General features: G+C 67.2%; 21 protein-coding genes. 7 read left to right on the forward strand and 14 right to left on the reverse strand.

What is annotated here, in order from left to right:
* Window positions 1-92: 92 nt before the first annotated feature.
* Complete coding sequence (locus ACO073_RS29710) at window positions 93-548, reverse strand: GatB/YqeY domain-containing protein (protein ID WP_422002967.1); 456 nt, start codon at window positions 546-548, stop codon at window positions 93-95.
* 201 nt (window positions 549-749) lie between these two features.
* Here ACO073_RS29710 and carA point away from each other — a divergent pair, with 201 nt between their 5' ends.
* From carA to greA, 3 genes are all read left to right on the forward strand, one after another.
* The gene (carA, locus tag ACO073_RS29715) at window positions 750-1,934 is read left to right on the forward strand and encodes a glutamine-hydrolyzing carbamoyl-phosphate synthase small subunit (protein WP_422002968.1); all 1,185 of its coding nucleotides are present in this window, start codon (window positions 750-752) and stop codon (window positions 1,932-1,934) included.
* Between the two features lie 6 nt (window positions 1,935-1,940).
* Window positions 1,941-5,186 (forward strand): carbamoyl-phosphate synthase large subunit, encoded by a 3,246-nt coding sequence (carB, locus tag ACO073_RS29720; RefSeq protein ID WP_422002970.1) that lies wholly within the window; start codon window positions 1,941-1,943, stop codon window positions 5,184-5,186.
* Window positions 5,187-5,269: 83 nt separating this feature from the next.
* Window positions 5,270-5,743, forward strand: a complete 474-nt coding sequence (gene greA, locus ACO073_RS29725; RefSeq protein WP_422002972.1) for a transcription elongation factor GreA — start codon at window positions 5,270-5,272, stop codon at window positions 5,741-5,743.
* Here greA and ACO073_RS29730 read toward each other — a convergent pair.
* The 3 genes from ACO073_RS29730 to ACO073_RS29740 form a co-directional block, all read right to left on the reverse strand.
* The gene (locus ACO073_RS29730; protein ID WP_422002974.1) at window positions 5,736-6,311 is read right to left on the reverse strand and encodes an inner membrane-spanning protein YciB; all 576 of its coding nucleotides are present in this window, start codon (window positions 6,309-6,311) and stop codon (window positions 5,736-5,738) included. The genes greA and ACO073_RS29730 overlap by 8 nt on opposite strands.
* A gap of 82 nt (window positions 6,312-6,393) precedes the next feature.
* On the reverse strand, window positions 6,394-6,780 hold the full coding sequence (locus ACO073_RS29735) for a nuclear transport factor 2 family protein (protein WP_422002976.1): 387 nt from the start codon (window positions 6,778-6,780) through the stop codon (window positions 6,394-6,396).
* A 10-nt stretch (window positions 6,781-6,790) separates the two neighbouring features.
* A complete protein-coding gene (locus ACO073_RS29740) occupies window positions 6,791-7,267 on the reverse strand; it encodes an Lrp/AsnC family transcriptional regulator (protein WP_422002978.1) in 477 nt (158 codons plus the stop codon).
* A 175-nt stretch (window positions 7,268-7,442) separates the two neighbouring features.
* Between ACO073_RS29740 and trxB the strand changes: the two genes are divergently transcribed.
* The 4 genes from trxB to ACO073_RS29760 all read left to right on the forward strand — a co-directional run bounded on the left by trxB (window position 7,443) and on the right by ACO073_RS29760 (window position 12,075).
* Window positions 7,443-8,414 (forward strand): thioredoxin-disulfide reductase, encoded by a 972-nt coding sequence (trxB, locus tag ACO073_RS29745; protein WP_422002980.1) that lies wholly within the window; start codon window positions 7,443-7,445, stop codon window positions 8,412-8,414.
* Window positions 8,415-8,450: 36 nt separating this feature from the next.
* Window positions 8,451-9,341 (forward strand): LysR family transcriptional regulator, encoded by an 891-nt coding sequence (locus tag ACO073_RS29750; protein WP_422002982.1) that lies wholly within the window; start codon window positions 8,451-8,453, stop codon window positions 9,339-9,341.
* Window positions 9,342-9,702: 361 nt separating this feature from the next.
* Window positions 9,703-10,581: a DUF6492 family protein gene (locus tag ACO073_RS29755; protein WP_422002984.1), complete on the forward strand. Its 879-nt coding sequence runs from the start codon at window positions 9,703-9,705 to the stop codon at window positions 10,579-10,581.
* 549 nt (window positions 10,582-11,130) lie between these two features.
* Window positions 11,131-12,075, forward strand: a complete 945-nt coding sequence (locus tag ACO073_RS29760; RefSeq protein ID WP_422002986.1) for a WD40 repeat domain-containing protein — start codon at window positions 11,131-11,133, stop codon at window positions 12,073-12,075.
* A gap of 67 nt (window positions 12,076-12,142) precedes the next feature.
* Here the strand turns inward: ACO073_RS29760 and ACO073_RS29765 are convergent, their stop codons facing one another.
* The 10 genes from ACO073_RS29765 to ACO073_RS29810 form a co-directional block, all read right to left on the reverse strand.
* A complete protein-coding gene (locus ACO073_RS29765) occupies window positions 12,143-13,276 on the reverse strand; it encodes a CaiB/BaiF CoA transferase family protein (RefSeq protein ID WP_422002988.1) in 1,134 nt (377 codons plus the stop codon).
* Complete coding sequence (locus ACO073_RS29770) at window positions 13,273-14,439, reverse strand: acyl-CoA dehydrogenase family protein (RefSeq protein ID WP_422002990.1); 1,167 nt, start codon at window positions 14,437-14,439, stop codon at window positions 13,273-13,275. The genes ACO073_RS29765 and ACO073_RS29770 overlap by 4 nt, the downstream gene beginning before the upstream one ends.
* 31 nt (window positions 14,440-14,470) lie before the next feature.
* Complete coding sequence (locus ACO073_RS29775; protein ID WP_422002992.1) at window positions 14,471-14,812, reverse strand: DUF7508 domain-containing protein; 342 nt, start codon at window positions 14,810-14,812, stop codon at window positions 14,471-14,473.
* Between the two features lies 1 nt (window position 14,813).
* Window positions 14,814-15,575 (reverse strand): enoyl-CoA hydratase/isomerase family protein, encoded by a 762-nt coding sequence (locus ACO073_RS29780; protein WP_422002993.1) that lies wholly within the window; start codon window positions 15,573-15,575, stop codon window positions 14,814-14,816.
* Window positions 15,576-15,580: 5 nt separating this feature from the next.
* Window positions 15,581-16,549 (reverse strand): Bug family tripartite tricarboxylate transporter substrate binding protein, encoded by a 969-nt coding sequence (locus tag ACO073_RS29785; protein WP_422002995.1) that lies wholly within the window; start codon window positions 16,547-16,549, stop codon window positions 15,581-15,583.
* Between the two features lie 79 nt (window positions 16,550-16,628).
* On the reverse strand, window positions 16,629-17,585 hold the full coding sequence (gene msrP, locus ACO073_RS29790; protein WP_422002997.1) for a protein-methionine-sulfoxide reductase catalytic subunit MsrP: 957 nt from the start codon (window positions 17,583-17,585) through the stop codon (window positions 16,629-16,631).
* A gap of 132 nt (window positions 17,586-17,717) precedes the next feature.
* On the reverse strand, window positions 17,718-18,161 hold the full coding sequence (locus tag ACO073_RS29795) for a hypothetical protein (protein WP_422002999.1): 444 nt from the start codon (window positions 18,159-18,161) through the stop codon (window positions 17,718-17,720).
* Window positions 18,162-18,242: 81 nt separating this feature from the next.
* Complete coding sequence (locus ACO073_RS29800) at window positions 18,243-18,446, reverse strand: hypothetical protein (RefSeq protein WP_422003001.1); 204 nt, start codon at window positions 18,444-18,446, stop codon at window positions 18,243-18,245.
* A gap of 108 nt (window positions 18,447-18,554) precedes the next feature.
* Entirely contained in the window at window positions 18,555-18,677 is a 123-nt protein-coding gene (locus tag ACO073_RS29805) for a hypothetical protein (protein ID WP_422003003.1), read from the reverse strand.
* A gap of 100 nt (window positions 18,678-18,777) precedes the next feature.
* Window positions 18,778-20,850 (reverse strand): elongation factor G, encoded by a 2,073-nt coding sequence (locus ACO073_RS29810; protein ID WP_422003005.1) that lies wholly within the window; start codon window positions 20,848-20,850, stop codon window positions 18,778-18,780.
* Window positions 20,851-20,990 lie beyond the last annotated feature (140 nt).

Genomic DNA, 20,990 nt, shown 5'->3' on the forward strand with positions numbered 1-20,990 from the left:
TGCGTGTGTGAAGGCGGGTAGGGGATAGCGGGGATTGTCCGTCGCCGGCGTTGTCGTTCTTGTTGCTCGGTGCCGGATAGCGTGCTTGCGCGCTAGCTCAGCGCCTTCTTCACCGCCGCCGAGGCCTTGGCGAAGTCCATCTGGCCGGCATACTTGGCCTTCAGCGCGGCCATGACACCGCCCATGTCCTTGACCGAGGTCGCCCCGGTCGCGGCCACCGCTTCGGCCACCGCCGCGCCCACCGCCGCCTCGTCCATCTGTTGCGGCAGGAAGCGCTCGATCACGACGATCTCGGCCTTCTCCTTGGCGGCGAGCTCGGGCCGGCCGCCCTTCTCGTACAGAGCCACCGATTCGTTGCGCTGCTTGATCATGGTCTGGAGCATCGAGAGGATACGGTCGTCGGCGACGCCCTCGCGGCTGGTCTCCGTGCGGGCCGCGATATCGACTTCCTTGAGCTTGGCCAGGATCAGCCGGACGGTGCCCAGGGTGGCCGTGTCGCGGGCGCGCATGGCCTCTTTCAGCGCCTCGTTCAGTTTGTCGCGCAGCATGGTTTCAGGTCCCGATCGATCGAAGCGCGGAAACTAATCGTCCGGGATGCTGTTGGCAAAGCAAATAAGTTATTGAAATGACTTGGTATTCGGCAGTCTCCCGCGCCTTGACCCTCTGCGACCGCTTGGTTACAACCCGCCCGGCTCGCAGGTCGCCCCCCCGGGCGAGGATGGGCGGGCCGCAAGAGCGGACACATTCACATGGCTTCTCCTGAGACCGCCGGCGCGAATGACGCCGCGCCGCGTTGGGCCACGGCCGCGCTGGTGCTGGCGGATGGCTCGGTCTTTTGGGGCAAGGGCGTCGGGGCGGCCCGGCATGCGGTGGGCGAGGTGTGCTTCAACACCTCGATGACCGGCTACCAGGAGATCATCACCGATCCTTCCTATGCCGGCCAGATCATCACCTTCACCTTCCCCCATATCGGCAATGTCGGCACCAACCTCGAGGACATCGAGAGCATCAATCCGGCGGCCCGCGGCGTCGTGCTGCGCGGCGACATCACCGAGCCGGCCAACTGGCGGGCGGCCAAGCCGCTCGACGACTGGCTGAAGAGCCACGATCTGCCGGGAGTCTGCGGCATCGACACCCGCTCCGTCACGCGGCGCATCCGCGACGGCGGGGCGCCCAACGGCGTGGTCGTGCACGCGCCCGACGGCAAGTTCGACATTCCGGCGCTGCGCAAGGTGGCCCAGGACTGGCCCGGGCTCGACGGCATGGACCTCGCGATCGAGGTCACGACCAAGCAGACCTACGGTTGGGACGAGACGGCCTGGGCCCTGGGCAAGGGCTACGGCAAGCTCGACAGGCCGAAGTATCACGTGGTCGCGGTCGACTACGGCGCCAAGCGCAACATCCTGCGCTGCCTCGCCAACGCCGGCTGCAAGGTCACGGTGGTGCCGGCCACGGCCTCGGCCGAGGACATCCTGCGCCACAAGCCCGACGGCGTGTTCCTGTCGAACGGCCCGGGCGACCCCGCGGCCACCGCGCACTACAGCGTGCCCGCCGTGCAGGGCGTGCTCGACAGGAAGGTGCCGCTGTTCGGCATCTGCCTCGGCCACCAGATTCTCGCGCTCACGCTCGGCGGCAAGACCCGCAAGATGGAGCGCGGCCACCGCGGCGCCAACCAGCCGGTCAAGGACCTGACGACCGGCAAGGTCGAGATCACCTCGCAGAACCACGGCTTCTGCGTCGTGCCGGAATCGCTGCCCGGCAATACCGAGGTCACGCACGTCTCGCTGTTCGACGGCACCAACGAGGGGCTGCGCTGCACCGACAAGCCGGCCTTTTCCGTCCAGTACCATCCCGAGGCGTCGCCTGGCCCGAGCGACAGCCACTACCTGTTCGACCGCTTCGTCGACATGATCGACAAGAGCAAGGGCAAGTAGGATTTCATGCCCAAGCGCACAGACATCAAGAGCATCCTCGTGATCGGCGCCGGGCCGATCGTCATCGGCCAGGCCTGCGAGTTCGACTATTCCGGCGTCCAGGCCTGCAAGGCGCTGAAGGACGAGGGCTACCGCGTCATCCTGGTGAACTCCAACCCGGCCACGATCATGACCGATCCCGGGCTGGCCGACGCGACCTACATCGAGCCGATCACGCCCGACATGGTGGCGCGCATCATCGAGAAGGAGAAGCCGGACGCGGTGCTGCCGACCATGGGCGGCCAGACGGCGCTCAACACGGCGATGGCCCTGCACCGCGACGGCCGACTCGAGAAGCTCGGCGTCGAGCTGATCGGCGCCAACGCCGAGGCGATCGACAAGGCCGAGGACCGGCTGCTCTTCCGCGAGGCCATGATCAAGATCGGGCTGGAATGCCCGAAGAGCGAGGTCGTGCACAATCGCGAGGAGGCAGTCAACGCGCTCGACCATATCGGCCTGCCGGCGATCATCCGGCCGTCCTTCACGCTCGGCGGCACCGGCGGCGGCATCGCCTACAATCGCGACGAGTTCTTCGACATCGTGCAGGGCGGCATCGACGCCTCGCCGGTGGGCGAGGTGCTTGTCGAGGAATCGGTGCTGGGCTGGAAAGAGTACGAGATGGAGGTCGTGCGCGACCGGCGCGACAACTGCATCATCGTCTGCTCGATCGAGAACGTCGACCCGATGGGCATCCATACCGGCGACTCGGTCACGGTGGCGCCGGCGCTGACGCTCACCGACAAGGAATACCAGATCATGCGCGACGCCTCGATCGCGTGCCTGCGCGAGATCGGCGTCGACACCGGCGGTTCCAACGTGCAGTTCGCGGTCGACCCGCAGACCGGCCGCATGGTCGTGATCGAGATGAACCCGCGCGTGTCGCGCTCCTCGGCGCTGGCCTCGAAGGCGACCGGCTTCCCGATCGCCAAGGTCGCGGCGCGGCTGGCGGTCGGCTACACGCTCGACGAGCTGCTGAACGACATCACGGGAACGACGCCGGCCTCCTTCGAGCCGACGATCGACTATGTCGTGACCAAGATGCCGCGCTTCGCCTTCGAGAAGTTCCCCGGCGCCGAGGCCCTGCTGACGACGTCGATGAAGAGCGTCGGCGAGGCCATGGCGATTGGCCGGACCTTTCAGGAATCGCTGCAGAAGGCGCTGCGCTCCATGGAGACCGGCCTCACCGGGCTGAACGAGATCGAGATCAAGGGCGCGCCGGACAAGGCGGCGGTCATCGGCGCGCTCGCCCGGCCGACGCCCGACCGCGTGCTGGTGATCGCGCAGGCCTTCCGCTTCGGCCTGTCGGTCGAGGAGGTCGCCCAGGCCTCGAAGTTCGAGCCGTGGTTCCTGCGGCAGATCGAGCAGCTCGTCAGGATCGAGGCCGAGGTGCGGGACAAGGGCCTGCCGCGCGACGCCAAGGACTTCATCGACCTCAAGAAGAAGGGCTTCTCCGACGAGCGGCTGGGCGAGCTCACCGGCCGGTCGGCGGCCGAGGTCGCCGCCGCGCGCCGCGCGATGGGCATCCGTCCGGTCTTCAAGCGCATCGACACCTGCGCCGCCGAGTTCGCCTCACGCACGCCCTATCTCTACTCCTGCTACGAGGGCGACGGGCTGCACCCTGCGGAATGCGAGGCCGAGCCCAGCGACCGGCGCAAGGTCATCATCCTGGGCGGCGGGCCCAACCGCATCGGGCAGGGGATCGAGTTCGACTATTGCTGCGTCCACGCCGTCTACGCCCTGCGCGAGGCCGGCTACGAGACGATCATGGTCAACTGCAATCCCGAGACGGTCTCGACCGACTACGACACCGCCGACCGGCTGTACTTCGAGCCGCTGACCGACGAGGACGTGATCGAGCTGGTCGAGGTCGAGCGCCGCACCGGCGAGCTCCTCGGCCTGATCGTGCAGTTCGGCGGCCAGACGCCGCTCAAGCTCGCCAAGCCGCTCGAGGCCGTGGGCATCCCGATCCTCGGGACCTCGCCCGACGCGATCGACTTGGCCGAGGACCGCGAGCGCTTCCAGAAGCTCATCCACGAGCTCAAGTTGCGCCAGCCTGACAACGGCACGGCGACGTCGCAGGAGCAGGCGATCGCCGTCGCCGAGAAGATCGGCTATCCGGTCGTCATCCGCCCGTCCTATGTGCTGGGCGGCCGCGCCATGCAGATCGTCTACGACCGCGGCGGGCTCGAGCGCTACATGCGCGACGCCGTGCGCGTCTCGGGCGTCAATCCGGTGCTGATCGACTCCTACCTGCGCGACGCGATCGAGGTCGATGTCGACGCGCTGGCCGACAAGGACCAGAACGTGTTCGTCGCCGGAATCATGGAGCATATCGAGGAGGCGGGGATCCACTCCGGCGACTCGGCCTGCTCTCTGCCGCCCTATTCGCTGCCGTCGAAGATCCTGTCGGAGATCGAGCGCCAGACCGAGGCGATGGCCCGGGCGCTCAAGGTCGTCGGCCTGATGAACGTCCAGTACGCGGTCAAGGACGGCGAGGTCTACGTGCTGGAGGTCAATCCGCGCGCCAGCCGCACCGTGCCGTTCGTCGCCAAGGCGACCGGCCAGCCGATCGCCAAGCATGCCGCCCGCCTGATGGTGGGCGAGCCCCTGAAGGCGCTGGCGATCAAGAAGGCGCGCGGCAAGCACATCGCGGTCAAGGAGGCGGTGTTCCCCTTCGCCCGCTTCCCCGGCGTCGACGTCGTGCTCGGCCCCGAGATGCGCTCCACGGGCGAAGTCATGGGCCTCGATTCGAGTTTCGGCCGGGCCTTCGCCAAGTCGCAGCTCGGCGCCGGCAGCAAGGTCCCGGTCGATGGCGTGGTCTTCGTCTCGGTCAAGGATACCGACAAGTCGGCGATGGTGAAGCCGGTCAAGCGGCTCATCGAGCTCGGCTTCAAGGTCGTGGCGACCGGCGGCACCGCCGAATTCCTCGGCCGCCACGGGATCGAGGCGCAGCGCGTCAACAAGGTGCTGGAGGGTCGGCCGCACATCGTCGACCTGATGAAGGACGGCAAGGTCCAGCTGGTGTTCAACACGGTCGATGGCTCGGCGGCGCTGACCGACAGCTTCACGCTCCGCCGCACCGCGCTGATGTACAAGATCGCCTATTACACGACCGTCGCCGGCGCCAAGGCCTCGGTCGAGGGCATCGCCGCCCTCCACGAGGGCGCCTTGGACGTGGCGCCCCTGCAATCCTACTTCAAGACGGCGTTCTAGCCTCGTCCGCCGCGGCCCGACCCAACCGGTGTCGGGCCGGGTTGGGCGTTGACGGCACGCGAATCATTAAGGACGATCAGGCAATGGAACGGGTTCCGATGACGGCCGAGGGGCTGAAGGGCCTCGAGGACGAGCTGAAGCAGCTGAAGAGCGTCGAGCGTCCTGCGATCATCAAGGCGATCGCGGCGGCGCGCGAGCATGGCGATCTTTCCGAGAACGCCGAGTACACCTCGGCGCGCGAGAAGCAGGGGTTCATCGAGGGCCGCATCGCGGAGGTCGAGGACATCATCTCGCGGGCGGAGGTCATCGACTTCAGCAAGCTGTCGGGCAAGATCGTGAAGTTCGGCGCCACCGTGAAGCTGGCGGACGAGGATACCGACGAGAAGGTGAAGTACCAGATCGTCGGGCCCTACGAGGCCGATCTGGCGAAGGGCCGCATCTCCGTGACCTCGCCGATCGGGCGGGCCCTGATCGGCAAGACGGTGGGCGATTCCGTGGAGGTCCAGACTCCCCGCGGCGCGCGCTCCTACGAGGTCGTCGCCGTCCAGTTCAAGTAGCGGTCGGCGCCGCCGCGGTCGCGAGGGCGCGCCGGCGGCCGATCAGGCGCATCGTCGCGTACTGGACCAGGAACAGCACGACCTTGCTGGCGATGCCCCAGGCCGACATGGCGGCCGACCAGGCGACGGGATCGAGGGTCATGGCGAGGGCGATGTTGAGCCCCGCCGACAGGAACATCAGGCCCGACCAGACGAAGCCGAACAGCCAGGCGAGATCGGGCACGGTCTGGATGGCGATCGGCGGCAGGTAACGGTTCATCCAGCCCGGCCGCAGCATGTAGGCGCCGACGATGCAGTAGATGACCGTGGGCTTCAGCATCACGAAGCGCGGATCGTCGGTTAGCAGCGTCGCCGCCCCGGACGCGACCACGAGGCCGATGCTCATCCACTGCATCGTGTCGATGGGGCGGCGGCGCGCCAGCAGCCAGCCGATCTGCAGGACGCCGAGCGCGACCCCCAGCGCCACCGCCAGGATGAGGTTCTTGGTGAGGAGCAGCAGGACCAGGAAAAGCAGGGTCGAGGCGAGGTCGAAGACCAGCAGCCGCGCCGATCGCATCAGGTTGCCCATGACGATCTTCCCTTGTCGGTAACGGTGTGTCCCGATCGCCCACGCTATCGATACACACCGTTTCCCGCAAGCGCCTTCTAACTCAGATCACGACCTTGACGTAGGTGTCCTTCATGACGATCAGGCCGCGGCGGAACGTGTAGAGATCGCAGCCCAGCCACTCCTGCCGCTCGCCGCTCGCCAGCGTGGCCGTGCGGTGCCATTCGGTGACGGCCCTGTCGCCGTGGATGAACTCGGCGGTGTGCCGCCACGTCACGTCGCCGCTGGCCGAGAACAGCCGCTCGAAGTAGCCACGGATCGCTGCCTTGCCCTTGAAGCTCTCGCCCCAGTAGTGGGGGCCGCGGGCATTGCGGAACTCGCCGTCCTCGGCGAACGCCGCGACGATGCCGCCGACGTCGCGCCGGGCGAAGGCGGCGGCGATCTCGTGCAGTCGCTCCAGGGTGACGTCGGATACCGTGCTGCCGTCCATGACCGTGCCCCTATTCGACGGCGATGGGTACGCCGGGCAGCTGCTTGGCCGTCCGGAACACCATCATCGACTTGACGTGGCTGACATTGGGCGCCGAGGTGAGGCGGGTGGTCAGGAACTTCTGGTACTCGTCCCAGGTCTCGGCGACGATCTTCAGGAGGAAATCGGCCTCGCCCGCCAGCATGTGGCACTCCCGGACCTCGTCCCAGCCGGCGATCAGCTCCTCGAAGGCCTTGAGATCCGCCTCGGCCTGGCTGTTCAGCCCGACCAGGGCGAAGACGGCGACGCTGTAGCCCAGCGTCTCGGGGCTCAGTTCGGCGTGGTAGCCCTTGATGATGCCGGCCCGTTCCAGGGCCCGCACCCGGCGCAGGCAGGGTGGCGCCGAGATGCCGGCCCGCTCGGCCAGCTCGACATTGGTCATGCGTCCATTGGCCTGCAGGTCACTCAGAATGCGCCGGTCGATCCGATCCAGCTTTGCGCGCGCCATCAACTCCTCCGTGGGCGCGCTCTATGCCAGAACCGTGCCGGTCGCGCAATAAAGTTGCCGTTCCGGCGCCGGTCTCCGTGAACAATTGCGCGAGAACCCCAACATCGGGAGTGCATCTCCCGCGAGGTTTGCATATATGTCGGCAGATATGCGGTTTGTGGGATGCGAAAGGGTCATGGCTGAAACTCATCGCACCAAGGTGCTCATTCTGGGATCCGGTCCGGCCGGCTACACGGCCGCCATCTACGCCGCGCGCGCCAGCCTGAAGCCGATGCTGGTGCAGGGCATCCAGCCCGGCGGCCAGCTCACCATCACCACGGACGTCGAGAATTATCCGGGCTTTGCCGACGTCATCCAGGGTCCCTGGCTGATGGAGCAGATGCAGAAGCAGGCCGAGCATGTCGGCACGCAGCTCTTCTTCGACACGATCGTCGACGTCGACCTGTCCCGCCGACCGTTCGTCTGCACCGGCGACTCCGGCGACCGCTACGAGGGCGATGCGCTGATCGTCTCGACGGGCGCCAGCGCGCGCTGGCTCGGGCTGCCCAGCGAGGAGGCGTTCCGCGGCGGCGGCGTCTCCGCCTGCGCAACCTGCGACGGATTCTTCTTCCGCGGACGCGACGTCGTCGTGGTCGGCGGCGGCAACACGGCGGTCGAGGAAGCGCTCTACCTGACGCACCACGCCGCGAAGGTGACGATCGTCCATCGCCGCGATTCCTTCCGGGCCGAGAAGATCCTGCAGGAGCGGCTGTTCCGGAACCCCAAGGTGACCGTCCTATGGGACCACACGGTCCAGGAGATCGTGGGCGAGGCCGCGCCGGCCCCCCTGGTGAAGGGCGTGCGCCTGCGCAACGTCAAGACCGGCGCCGAGCAGGTGCTCGAGACGGACGGTGTCTTCATCGCCATCGGCCATTCGCCGAATACCGAGCTGTTCAGGGGCAAGCTCGCCATGGACGGCGAGGGCTACCTGATCACCCGGCCCGATTCGACCGCGACCGACATCGACGGCGTTTTTGCGGCGGGCGACGTCCAGGACAAGATCTTCCGCCAGGCCGTCACGGCGGCCGGCACGGGATGCATGGCGGCATTGGAAGCGGAGAGGTGGCTGGCGGGTCAGGAAGCCCGTCTCGCGCAGGCCGCGGAGTAGCGTAAACCGCGGCCGCGCGGTCAGGGAGGCGATGAAATGGACTGGGACAAGCTGCGGATCTTTCAGGCCGTGGCTGACGCGGGAAGCTTCACCCATGCTGGCGAGACGCTGAAGCTCAGCCAGTCCGCCATATCGCGGCAGATCGGCGCCCTCGAGGAGCAGCTCGGCGTCATGCTGTTCCATCGCCATGCGCGCGGCCTCATCCTGACGGAGCAGGGCGAGCTGCTCTATCGCACGGCGCGCGACATGGCGGCCAAGGTCAACACCGCCGAGGCGCTGCTGCGGGCCAACCAGGACAAGCCGGCGGGCCGGCTGAAGGTCACGACCACGATCGGCTTCGGCTCGACCTGGCTGACCGCCCAGATGCACGAATTCATCACCATGTATCCGGAGATCGACGTCAGCCTCGTCCTCTCGGACAACGAGCTCGACCTGGGCATGCGCGAGGCCGACGTGGCCATCCGCATGGTCATGCCGCGCCAGCCCGGTCTGGTGCAGCGGCATCTCCTGACGGTGCGCAGCCATGTCTATGCGTCGCATGGCTACATCCAGAAGTACGGCAAGCCCAAGTCGGTCGAGGAGCTCGACCAGCACCGGCTGATCATCTTCGGCGAGGACGCGCGGGCGCCCGTCCAGGACGTCAACTGGCTGCTGCGCGAGGGGGAGAGCGAGACCTCCGCCCGGATCGTGGTGCTGCGGGTCAACAACACCTACGGCATCTTCAGGGCCGTGGAATCGGGCCTGGGCATTGCCTCTCTGCCCGATTATCTGGCCCGCGAATCGACCAAGATCGAAATGGTCCTGCCGGACCTGAATGTCCGTACGACCGATGTGTATTTCACCTATCCCGAGGAGCTACGGCATTCCAAGCGCATCGCCGTCTTCCGGGATTTCCTCCTGCGCAAGGTCGCCGAGACACGTTTTTGAAGATCAGAGTTGCAGGATTGCATACTCGGTGAGACCCATGCGTCCATCGCATGTCAGTTCTCGGAAATACCCCCCTACCACTGGGCAATGGCAGGATTATTTTTCTCTCAGGTTATCGACACGAACGGTTCGCACTTTTCGCGTTCGAAACTCGGGATCCTCATGATCCCACGTCTCCCAGACGTGAAGCCTCCCTGTTTGACTCGCCGGGCCTACGGGCCCGGCGTTTTTTTTGCGCCGCAGCTGCGGAGACCCGCCGCTTGGGACGTTCTGCCGCTGGTATGCTCGTGCCCAGCGGTGGCCCAGCGATTGATGTGGCAGGCGCCCGATACCACATGTATTTTCTGGGCCAACCAAGACGATGTTCTCCGAAGTCCGCCAAGCAATCCTGCCCCTGGCTCTGCGCAAGATCACGCGCCGGGGCGACCTGGAGCGCGCCGGTCTTCTGATCGAATCGCTGGCCAAGCATTGGCGCGACACCAAGCCGTTCGAGCTGCTGATCGTGGCGCCGGCGGGCGACACCCATCTTCTGCGCACCAGCCTGCCGCGTTTCTCCAAGATCAACGTCTCGGTCCGGCCGGAAAGCGACTTCTTTCCGCTGTTCAGCACCTTCTACCTCATGACCGGCTGGTATCGGCAGCAGGTCGTCAAGCTTGCCGTGCCGGTGATGCTGGGCTTCGGCGGTTACCTGACCCTGGATTCCGACGTTTGCTGCGTCGGCGATTTCGACGCGACCACCTTCGTCCAGGACCGTCGCGGCCTCTCACGCTGGGAGCCCAAGCGGCACCATGAATGGTGGCGCAACGTCACCGAGATCGTCGGCACCGCCTACGACGCCAAGGGGCATGGCCTCTCGGTCACGCCCAACCTGCTGCACGGCAAGCTGGCGGAACAGGCGCTCGACTACATGCGCGCCGACTGGCGCGGCGCCACGACCTCGCTCCTGTCGTGGAAGATCCGGCGGCCGACCAAGGTGCCGTGGACGGAATACTCGCTCTACACCAGCGTCGCCGAGCTGCGCGGCAACCTGTTCGACTATCACGTCGAATGGAACATCTGCTACGGCGCCGACGTGCATCTGTTCTCGGAGCAGTCCTGCGTCTGGGGGGCCGACGATTTCGAGCGCCTCGTGAAGATGCCCTATGGCAACGATCCCGGCGGCAAGTTCATCATCGTGCAGAGCCATGCCCGCATCCCGCTCGAGCGGGTGCGCGAATACTGCCTGAGCTTCGCCGGCTGACGATCCCGGCTCCCCGGGGGGCGCTTAGGACAGGCCACGCCGACAAGAGGCGTCACGTACTGGTCAATGCGGTCGATGGCGGCGGCAGTAGGTCACGCGCCCCCACGATCCATCGGACTTGGCGGGCGTTTGGCTCGCAGCCGCACCCGGCCGAGAGCTTGCCCTCGCGCTCGAGCCGGCTCGTTCGGTCGCCTGAATGGTCATAGTCGACACCTTCGTGTTTGGCGCGGCTTGACTCCGCATGCAACATGCTGCTCGGGAGAACGATCACGTTTTGGGACACCCGTTGTGCCGTAGAGGCTGGAATTGGGTGAGACGAGAATGACCAAGAGACCGCGAGTCAGTCGGCGGGCGGCGCTGCTCGGCACGATTGGCGGGGTCGGTATCACTGGCGCGCTGTTGGGCGCGTGTCCTCGTGATACGTCACTTGGAAGTGCCGTCGTTCGAAGTTCTGGATCTTCGACTGTATTCTTGAGCCGGATCGCCCGAGTGCGAGTAGGATCGGCTCGGTTTGGCGGCACAATCTGGGAAGGCGTTTGGAGCCCAGACTTGCGCTACTTTGCGGTCGTCGTTGACAACACCAACAAGGTTGTCGTCCTCGAAACATCGGGTTGGCAGAAAGTCAGTCAGTTTGATCGAGCTCAGATGCTGGGCACTTCCACGCTCGCATTCCTGACGAACTCGGAGATCGCTACGCTCGCAGAGCAAGGTCGGAGTCCGTGGGCCTTTGCAGTTCATGATGCCGCAACGGGCCGCTTGGATAGGCACGTTCAACGTCCGCCCGAATTTTCGCAGGCAGTCACCAACGCCATAGTCGTAACCTCAGACGGAAGGTACGCGGCCGTATTGGTTGGCATCCGAGAAACGGCGATTCTGATTTTCAACGCCGTAACCGGTGACTTCATTGGTCGCCTTGCGACACCTTCGGGTAGTTGGAGCAGGCGGCTGGTGACGGGGCCAGCTGATCAACTCGCCACCGACATAAATTTCTTTGGAATTGCGGCCAGAGCCACGGTTCGAAAGGAAATCCAGACTTTCGACGTCACGAGCAACGAGCGCGCTCGTGTCTTGCAAGGCCACGTCCCGCTCGTTGGTGCAATCGCATGGAGCCCAGAAGGGCGATACATCGCGTCTGGTGCGGCAGGCCTTACGAAAGAGAACGCCTCGACCTGGATACGCGACAATGATCCGATCCGGATCTGGGATGCTTCGACAGGTAGCCTCGTAAGGTCCATTTCTGGATTCCATGACGGCGTTGCCGCGCTGGCCTGGAACGCTTCAGGCACTCTGCTCGCATCGGTTGGCGGTAAGGATGAAAGAGAGCGCGGCTACGCGCTGCGTTTATGGACCCTCACCAAGCCTGAGCCCATCTTTGACTATCGCGTTCCAGGCACTGAGCCAGTTGCGCCACTGTCGTTCGACCCGCGAAGCGGTCGCCTGATCCTGGGTTGGCGGGGAGACGTCTACGTCTACGACGTAGTTGGACTTTCATAGCTAACGTCCACCCCGAACCTTGCGGACGGCGTCAAATGACGCCCGTCAACGAGCCTCTGGCCCTGGTCTAGACCTTGCCGTTGTGCTCGCCGATCTTCGGCGCCTTGGCGACCTCGGCGGCGCGTTCGCCGTCGATGCTGACCGGCAGGCCGTGGAACAGCGCGTCCGCGCCCGCATAGGGCCTGCTGAACATGCCGAGCGCCGCGACCTGGGCGAGGTCGAGCACCTGCGGCACCGTGTTGAGCGGACCGTTGGGCACGCCGAGCGCGTCGAGCCGGCCCGACCAGTAGTCGCGGCTCCGGTCCTTCATGATGTCTGCGATCATGCCCAGCAGCAGCGGCCGGTTCTGCATGCGCTCGACGTTGGTCCGGAAGCGCGGCTCGTCCGGCCATTCGGGATGGCCCAGCGCCTCGGCGAACTTGCGCCACAGCCGGTCGTTGCCGGGGCAGATCATCAGCGGCCCGTCGCTGCAGTCGAACGCCTGGTAGGGCGTCAGAGAGGGATGGCCGGTGCCTTGGCGCGGCGCCATGCGGCCGGTCACCGAGTAGGAGGCGGCATGGTTGGAAGCCCACATCAGGCCGCTCTCGAACAGCGAGGTGTTGACCAGCCCGCCGCGGCCGGTGGCATGGCGGCGGGCCAGCGCCGCCAGCACGCCGATCGCCGTCCACATGCCGGTCGACAGGTCGATGATCGACACGCCGATGCGGGCCTCGGGGCCCGAGGGATCGCCGTTCAGCGAGATCAGCCCGGCGACGGCCTGGATGATCGGCTCGTAGCCCGGCCGATCCTTCCACGGCCCCAGATGGCCGAAGGCACCGAGATCGGCATAGATCAGCCGCGGGAAGCGCGCCGTCAGGGCGGCGCCGTCGATGCCGAACTTCGCCGGCACGTCGGCCCGGAGATTGTGCACGAAGATGTCGGCCGCGCCGATCCGCTCGACCAGCGCCGCGCGCTGGGCCGGGTCGCCGAGGTCGCAGGTGATCGACTTCTTGCCGCGGTTGAGCGCGATGAAGCCCACCGCGTCACCTTCGATGAAGGGCGGTCCCCATTTGCGCGCATCGTCGCCCTCGGGCCGCTCGACCTTCACGACATCGGCGCCGAGGAAGGCCAGGATCTGGCCGCAGTAGGGGCCGGCCAGGTTCTGGCCGAACTCGACGACCTTGATGCCGGCCAGCGGCCGCCCGGCAGCCGGCGCGCTCATCGCAGGTTGCTGCCGAGGATCTCGCGCGCGATCACCATGCGCTGGACCTCGCTCGGGCCCTCGCCGACGCGGCGGATGCGCATCTCGCGGTACCAGCGCTCGAGCGGCAGGTCCTTGGTCATGCCCATGCCGCCGTGGATCTGCATCGACCGGTCGACGACCCGCCCGCCGCCTTCCGAGGCGGTGAGCTTGGCGATCGCGGCCTCGGTGCGGAAGGGCAGGCCGCGGCGGGCCTTCTCGGCCGCCTCGAGCGTGAAGTGGCGGGCGGTGCGGATGTCGATCTCGTTGTCGACCAGCATCCACTGCACGGCCTGGCGGTTGGCCAGCTTCTCGCCGAAGGTGGTGCGCATCTTGGCCCATTCGACCGCCATCTCGTGGGCCGCGATGGCGACGCCGATGCAGCCCGCGGCATAGGGGATGCGCTGGCGGGTCAGGCGATCGTTGGCCACGGCGAAGCCCTTGTTGACCTCGCCCAGCACCTGGTGGTCCGACACCCAGCAATCCTTGAACTCGAGCTCGGTGGCGTAGCTCGACGAGCGCAGCGTGTGCACGACCCGCCGCACGTGGAAGCCCGGCGTGCCGGCATCGACGATGAAGCAGGTGATGCCGGCTCGGCCCTTCGAGGCGTCGGTGCGGGCGAAGACGATGCCGTACTGCGCGCGGTCGGCGCCCGAGATGAAGATCTTGGCGCCGTTCAGCACCCAGCCATTGTCCTTGCGCTCGGCCCTGGTCTGGATGGCGCGCGCCGGGTCGCTGCCGCCCGACGGCTCGGTCAGGCCGAAGAACGGCTTCTTCTCGCCGCGCAGCGTCGGATAGAGGTAGCGCTCCTTCTGGTCCTCGTTGGCCTCGAAGATCTGCGCCAGGCCGGCGCCGCCGAAGGTGCCGTAGCAGGGGACGTAGAGGCCGGCGCGGTGCTGTGCCATCTCGATGGCGAGCAGCACGCGCGTCACGATGTCGATGTCGGGACCGCCGAATTCCTTGGGGATGTCGATGCCGTAGAGGCCCATCGCCTTGGTCTTCTCGACCAGGCGCGCATGGTCGGCGGGATCGAGCTCGGAGGCGTCGGGGTCCAGCCGGGCCTCGAGCGGGATGATCTCCTCGCGCACGTAGCGGCGAACCTGGTCGATCAGCATCTGCTGTTCGGAGCTGGGCTCGAAGTCCATCGGCGTTCCCTCGGGTGAGACGGCCCGCCTTTCAGGACGGGCTCAGCCGGCCCAGGTTGGGCGGCGGGTTCCTGGCATTGTCGGCGGGCAGGCTGCCATGGTCGGCCTGGTGGACCATCAGCAGCTCGAACCAGCGCGTTCGGTATTGCTGGTTGATCTCGACGCGGAACTGGTGCCCCGGAGGCCGCTCCGCGACCTCGCGCTGCAGCTCGCTGCGCAGCCCGAACGGCGAGCGGGCGCCGGCCTGGCCGATATAGACGATGGTGCCCCTGGAATCGGCGACCTGATAGACGCCGAGCTGGCCGGGCAGCCGCGCCGCCGTCTCCGCCGTCAGCGGCTGCCAGGGCTTGTCGAGGCGCAGGCGCAGCGCCACGTCACTTGCCCTGGAACTTCGCCGTGCGCTTCTCCAGGCGGGCCCTCATGCCCTCCTGGGCGTCCTGGCTCTGCATCGCCGCGCGGACGAGCGCATCGACGTCGTCGTGCTTGATGCCGTCGCGGAACTCGAGCTGCCGCACCGTGAGCGCCTTCATCGCCTTGAGCGAGAGCGGCGCGTTGGCGGCGAGGCGGTCGATCACCTTGCCTGCCTCGGCCTCGAGCTGGTCGGCCGGCACGCAACGGGCGATCAGGCCGAGCGCATGCAGCTTGGTCGAGGGCAGCGGGTCGCCGAGCAGCAGCATCTCGCGCGTCGTGACCGGGCCCAGCACCTCCATCAGCTTCTTCGCCAGGAACCAGTTGGGCGCCAGTCCGACCTGGGCGAGCGACATGCCGAAGCGCGCCTTCTGGCTCGCCACGACGAGGTCGCAATGCAGCGCCAGCTCGTTGCCGCCGGCGATCGCGTCGCCCTGCACAACGGCGACGACCGGCAGCGGGCAGAGCTCGATGGCGCGCAGCATCACCTCGATGCCGCTTGCCTCTCCCGCTCCGGCCGACTTGCTGCGCTCGGCCATGTCGAGGCCGGCGCAGAACACGTCGCCCTTGCCGCGGATCACCAGCACGCGATCCTCGGCCGCGACCGGCGCCTGCAGCGCCTCGATCATCGCGCGCAGCAGCTCGCTGTCGAGCGCGTTGCGCTTCTCGGGGCGGTTCATCCAGACCGTCTTGACCGGCCCGTTCTTCTCGATGATGACCTTGCTCATTGCGATCACTCCGGTTCGATGCCGGCCGCCTTGATCTCGGTCGTCCACCACTTCGTCTGCTCGCGGACGTAGGCGGCGAACGGCCCGAGGGCGAGCGGCGAGATCTCCATGCGGCCCTGCGTCATCGCCTTGGCCGTCGCCGGATCCTTCAGCGCCTCGGCGATGGCATCGGCTAGCGCCTTCTGGATGTCCTGCGGTGTGGCGGCCGGCGCGAACACCGCCAGCCAGTAGACCAGGGAATAGCCGGGGACGGTGTCGGCGATCGGCGGCAGGTCGGGCGCCACGGTGGTGCGCTGCGGGCCGGTCGTTCCCAGCCCGCGCACCTTGCCGGCCTCGATCTGGGTCAGGCCCTGCGGCAGGTCGGGGAACATGAGCTGGACCTGGCCCGACACGACATCGCCCAGTGCCTGCGGGCTCGCCTTGTAGGGGACGCGCTCGATCTTCACGCCGGCCAGCTTGTTGAACATCTCGGCCGACAGGCGCTGCGAGGCGCTGGCCTCGGCGTAGTTGAGCTTGCCGGGATTCTTCTTCGCGTGGTCGATCAGCTCGGCGACGCTCTTGACCGGCAGCTCGTTGTTGACCACCAGCACATTGACGCCGGTGACGCAGCGCATGATCGGCGCGAAGTCCTTCTCGGGATCGTAGCTGAGCTTCTTGAACAGCGCCGGGTTGGCGGCGTTGGTCGTGTTCGTTCCCATCAGCAGCGTGTAGCCGTCGGGCGGCGCCGTCGCGACGGCCGACGCGCCGAGCTGGCCGCTGGCGCCGGGCTTGTTGTCGATCACGACGGGCTGCTTCAGGATCTCCTGGAGCCTCGCCCCCAGTCCGCGGGCTGCGAGGTCGGTCGCGCTGCCGGCCGCGAAGGGCACCACGATCTTGAGGGCCCGGTTGGGCCAGGCCTGGGCGAACGCCCGGGGCGTCGCCGCGAGGGTGGCCGCTCCTGCCAGTACCGACCGGCGACCGACGTTCGTCTTCATTTCGCTCCCTTCGCTTCAGCGCGCCCCTTGTAGCGCGGCGCGGCGCGCTGAAGCAAAGCCGGGAGGGCGGCGCCGGCCGCTACATGTAGAGCTTTTCCGCCGTGCGGTTGGTGTACAGGCCGGCCACGAACTCGGCATAGCCGTTGTAGAGCAGGGTGGGGATGCGCTCGCTGCTGCCCAGCGGCTTCTCGGTGGCCTGGCTCCAGCGCGGGTGCGGAACCTTGGGGTTCACGTTGGCCCAGAAGCCGTACTCCTGCGACTGAAGCTTCTCCCAGAAGCCGACCGGCCGCTTGTCGCTGAACTCCAGGCTGACGATCGACTTCACGTTCTTGAAGCCGTACTTCCACGGCGCCACAAGGCGCAGCGGCGCGCCGTTCTGCTTGGGGATCGGCTTGCCGTAGAGGCCGGTGGCGATGAAGGTGAGGTCGTTCATGGCCTCGTCCATCGCCAGCCCCTCGGTGTAGGGCCAGGGGTAGAGCAGGTCGCGCTGCTCGGGCATGACCGATGGCTTGCTCAGCGTCTTCATCACGACGTACTGCGCTCCGCTGGTGGGCTTGCAGAGCGCCACCAGCGAACGCATCGGAAAGCCCGTCCACGGCACGATCATCGACCAGGTCTCGACGCAGCGATGGCGGTAGACCCGTTCCTCGAGCGGCAGCCTGGCCAGGAGATCGTCGATGCCGATCTCGAACGGCTTCTCGACCAGCCCGCTCACCTTGATGGTCCACGGCCGGACCTCGAGCTTCTGGGCGTCGCGCCAGATGCTCTTGTCGGTGCCGAACTCGTAGAAGTTGTTGTAGGTAGTGGCCTGCTTCTCGGCCGTCATCGGCGTGGGCACGCCGTAGCGGTCGTTGCGCGGCGCGGGATAGCGGGCAGCCGACGGGTCGGCGCCCTGGGCCAGGGCGATCCCGGGCAGGGCGAGCGACGCGGCGCCCAGTCCCATGACGCGCACCAGGTCGCGGCGTTGAAGATAGATGCCTTCCGGCGTTACGCGGTTCTCGGGCAATTCCCAGCCGCGTCTGCGCTTGATCAACATGCGTAGACCTCCTCTGTGCCCCGTTTCCTGTTCCATGTCTCTGGTCCGCTTCCTGTCTGACCTCGTCGCCCTGCGGCGGCAAATCAACCCTCGCTCACCGCACCGTGACGGAGCCGCGCCCCGACCATCGCCCTATGGCCGGGTGTTGGTCACGTCCAGGATCGTCGGCCACATGTAGTCGCGCCAGCTGTTGTTGCCGCCGGTCGTCGCCGTGATCTCGCCGTTCTGCAGCAGGAAGAAGCGCGGCGTCTCGTATTCCTGCCACTGTCCGTCCTGGCTCATCAGGAACGTGTCGAGCACCCAGCGCAGGTCGGGCGGCCAGGCGGCCGGCTTCAGCAGGTCCTTGGCCGTCGGCGCAACCACGCTGCGCATGTCGATCATCTTGTAGGCCGGCGACGCCGCGAACAGGGGCTGCCATTGGCGCTGCCATACCTTGCACGGCTCGGACTGGGCGTCACAGGCGTAGACGAGCACCGGCTTCGCGCCCGCCGCTGCACCGCCCTGCGCCCCGGCCGGCGTCGCCGCCGCGGCGGCGAGGATCGCCACGATCATCACCAGGATCTGTCTCGGGACCATGCGAACGCGTTCCTCCACGGGCACCGTTTGCCCGCGGGCACTATGGTCCAGGCTCCGGTCTGGGAAAAGCGGCCCCGCCCGTCAGCCGCTTGCGCCCGTCACCTCCACGATCTTCGGCCACATCTGCTCCTTCCACCCGCGATTGCCGGTGACGGTGAGGATGATCTTTCCGTCCTGGGCGAGGATGAAGCGGGGCGTGACGTCGGGCATGGACTTGCCTTCGTCGCTGGCAAGGAACATCGACCGGACGGGCCGTGCCGCTTGCGGCCAGCTCGCCTCGGCCATCACCAGCGACGCGTTCGCCGGATGGACGACCTGGTAGTCGAGTTTAGGGAAGGCCTGGGACTTGAGGAGGAGGGGCTCAGACTGGGCACGCCAGATCTTGCAGCCGCCTCAAAGCTCGTGGCCGACGAAAACCAGCATCGGCTTGCCGGCCTGGGCTTGCGCGATGCGGGTCAGGGAAGACGTCGCGGCCATCGCCAGGCCGCCCGCCAACGCGGACCTTCTGCTGAACATGGACAGTAGCTCCCGTGGAAACGTTCCACGGGACAGGTATGCAGGGTCCGACGCGGGGCGAAAACCCGCTCACGCGCCGTCTCACCGTCTTGTGACCGGGTCAGGCGGCCCGCTTGCGCGTCTCCTCGACGATGCGCTCGGCCGTCCGCCCCACCAGCTCCTGCAGGTGGTCGAACTCGGTCCGGAACGTGCCGATGCCCTGGGTCACCGAGCGGATCTCCACGATCATGTCGGCGATTTCGGCCTCGGGCATCAGCGCCGACACCTCGTCCCAGCCGGTCCAGCCGGGCCGCGCGTCGAAGCCCAGGAGCTGTCCGCGCCGGCCGGAGATCAGCCGCTGGATGCGCGGCGTCGAGTCGCTCGGCGCCGCCACCGTGACCTTGAGGATCGGCTCCAGCAGCACGGGCTTGCACTTCGGCAGGGCCTCGGTGAGGGCGATGCGCGCCGCCATCTTGAACGACATCTCGGAACTGTCGACGCTGTGATACTGGCCGTCGAACAGCGTCACCTCGAGGTCGACCACCGGCTGGCCGAGCGGGCCTTCCTTCAGATAGTCGATGAGCCCTTCCTCCACGGCAGGAATGAAGTTGCGCGGCACGACGCCGCCCACGACCCGGTCGACGAAGCGGAAGCCCGCGCCGCGCGGCAGGGGCTTGATCTCGACCTTGATGTCCGCGAACTGGCCGTGGCCGCCGGTCTGGCGCTTGTAGCGGGCATGCTGCTGCGTGCCGCCCTGGATCGTCTCGCGATAGGCCACGCGCGGCGTCGCGGTCTCGACCGCGACGTTGTAGCGGCCGGCGAGCTTGTCGACGGCGACCTTGAGATGCATCTCGCCCTGGCCCTTGAGCAGCAGCTCGTGGGTCTCGCCGCGCGCCTCGAAGCTGAGCGAGGGATCCTCCTCGACGATCCGGTGAAGCGCGCCCGAGAGCTTGACCTCGTCGTTGCGGTTCCGGGCCGTGACCGAGAGCGCGAACACCGGCGGCTCGGGCGCCGGGAAGTCCGCGGTCGGCGCAATGCCGTCACTTGTGAGCGTCTGGCCGGCGGAGAGCGGATCGACCTTGGCGAGAGCGATGACCTCGCCGGCGCCGGCGGAGGCCACCTTGTCGAGGCGCTGTCCGAAGGGACGCAGCAGCGTGCCGATGCGCTGTCCGCCGATGCTCTGGCCCTCGGCCAGCGCGCCGGACCAGACCCGGCACAGCGACAGCTTGCCGGCATGGCTCTGGTGCAGGACCTTGAAGCACTCCGCCGCGACGGCGCCGTCGGCGGCGAGGCCGCGGCGCTCGGCCGTTTCGGCGACGAACGGCGTGTCGTGGCGCAACGCCTTCAGCAGGCGACGCACGCCGTTCTCGCGGTCGCCGGCGCCCAGCAGCACGGGCGCGATCTTGTCGGCGCCAAACTCGTCGTGCAGGTCGCGGTAGATCAGCGATTTCTCCGGGGCGATGTCCTCGATCAGCTGCTCGAGCAGCGTGTCGTCGAACTCCGACAGCGTCTCCAGCATCTCGCGGCGGGCCTCGGCCTCGCGCGGCAGGATCTCGGCCGGCATCTCGATCAGGTCGGAGGCGCCGCTGCTGCGATAGCGGTAGGCGCGCTCGCTCACGAGATCGACATAGCCCACGGTCTCCTCGCCGCCGTCCTTGGTGGAGTTGCGGATCGGCACCTGGCGCAGCACGAGCTTGCGCGTCGACACTGATTGCAGGGCGGCCAGCATGTCGCGCACCCGCACCTCGGCCGAGTCGATCTTGTTGACGAAGAAGATGTGCGGGATGTGGTGGTCCTCGATGACCTTCAGCAGCGGAGCGAGGGCGGCGACGCGCTCGGGGGACGGCTCGCAGACCAGCACCGCCGCGTCGCACACCGCGAGCGCCGCGAGGGCGTCGTGCTGGAATTCGACCGAGCCCGGGACGTCGAGGAACGTCCACTGGTCGCCGAGATAGTCGACGGAGGCGACGTTGATCTCGGTTCCCATGCCGCGCTTGCGCGCCTCGGCGGCGCCGTCGCCGATCGAGGTGCCGGCGCGCGTCGAACCGCGCCGTCCGATCGCCCCGGTGGCGTAGAGGATGCTCTCGAGGAGGCTGGTCTTGCCCGACAGGTACGGCCCGCACAGCGCCACGACGCGATGCGCGCCGCTGCCTGGTCTGCCGCCTTGGATCGTCTCGGATTTGATGTCGGCCATGACAACGTCCTCCTTCTGGCGCGTTCTCTTGCGCACAAAGGCCCCGGACGTGGGTCGCTACCGAGCTCGGCCGGAGCGAAGTCTTGTCCCTGAAATGCTTCCACTCCCCGCCAGGGGAGTCAATGTTGGGGCGGGGGAAG

It is taken from the genome of Reyranella sp., from assembly GCF_965229815.1.
GTDB lineage: Bacteria > Pseudomonadota > Alphaproteobacteria > Reyranellales > Reyranellaceae > Reyranella.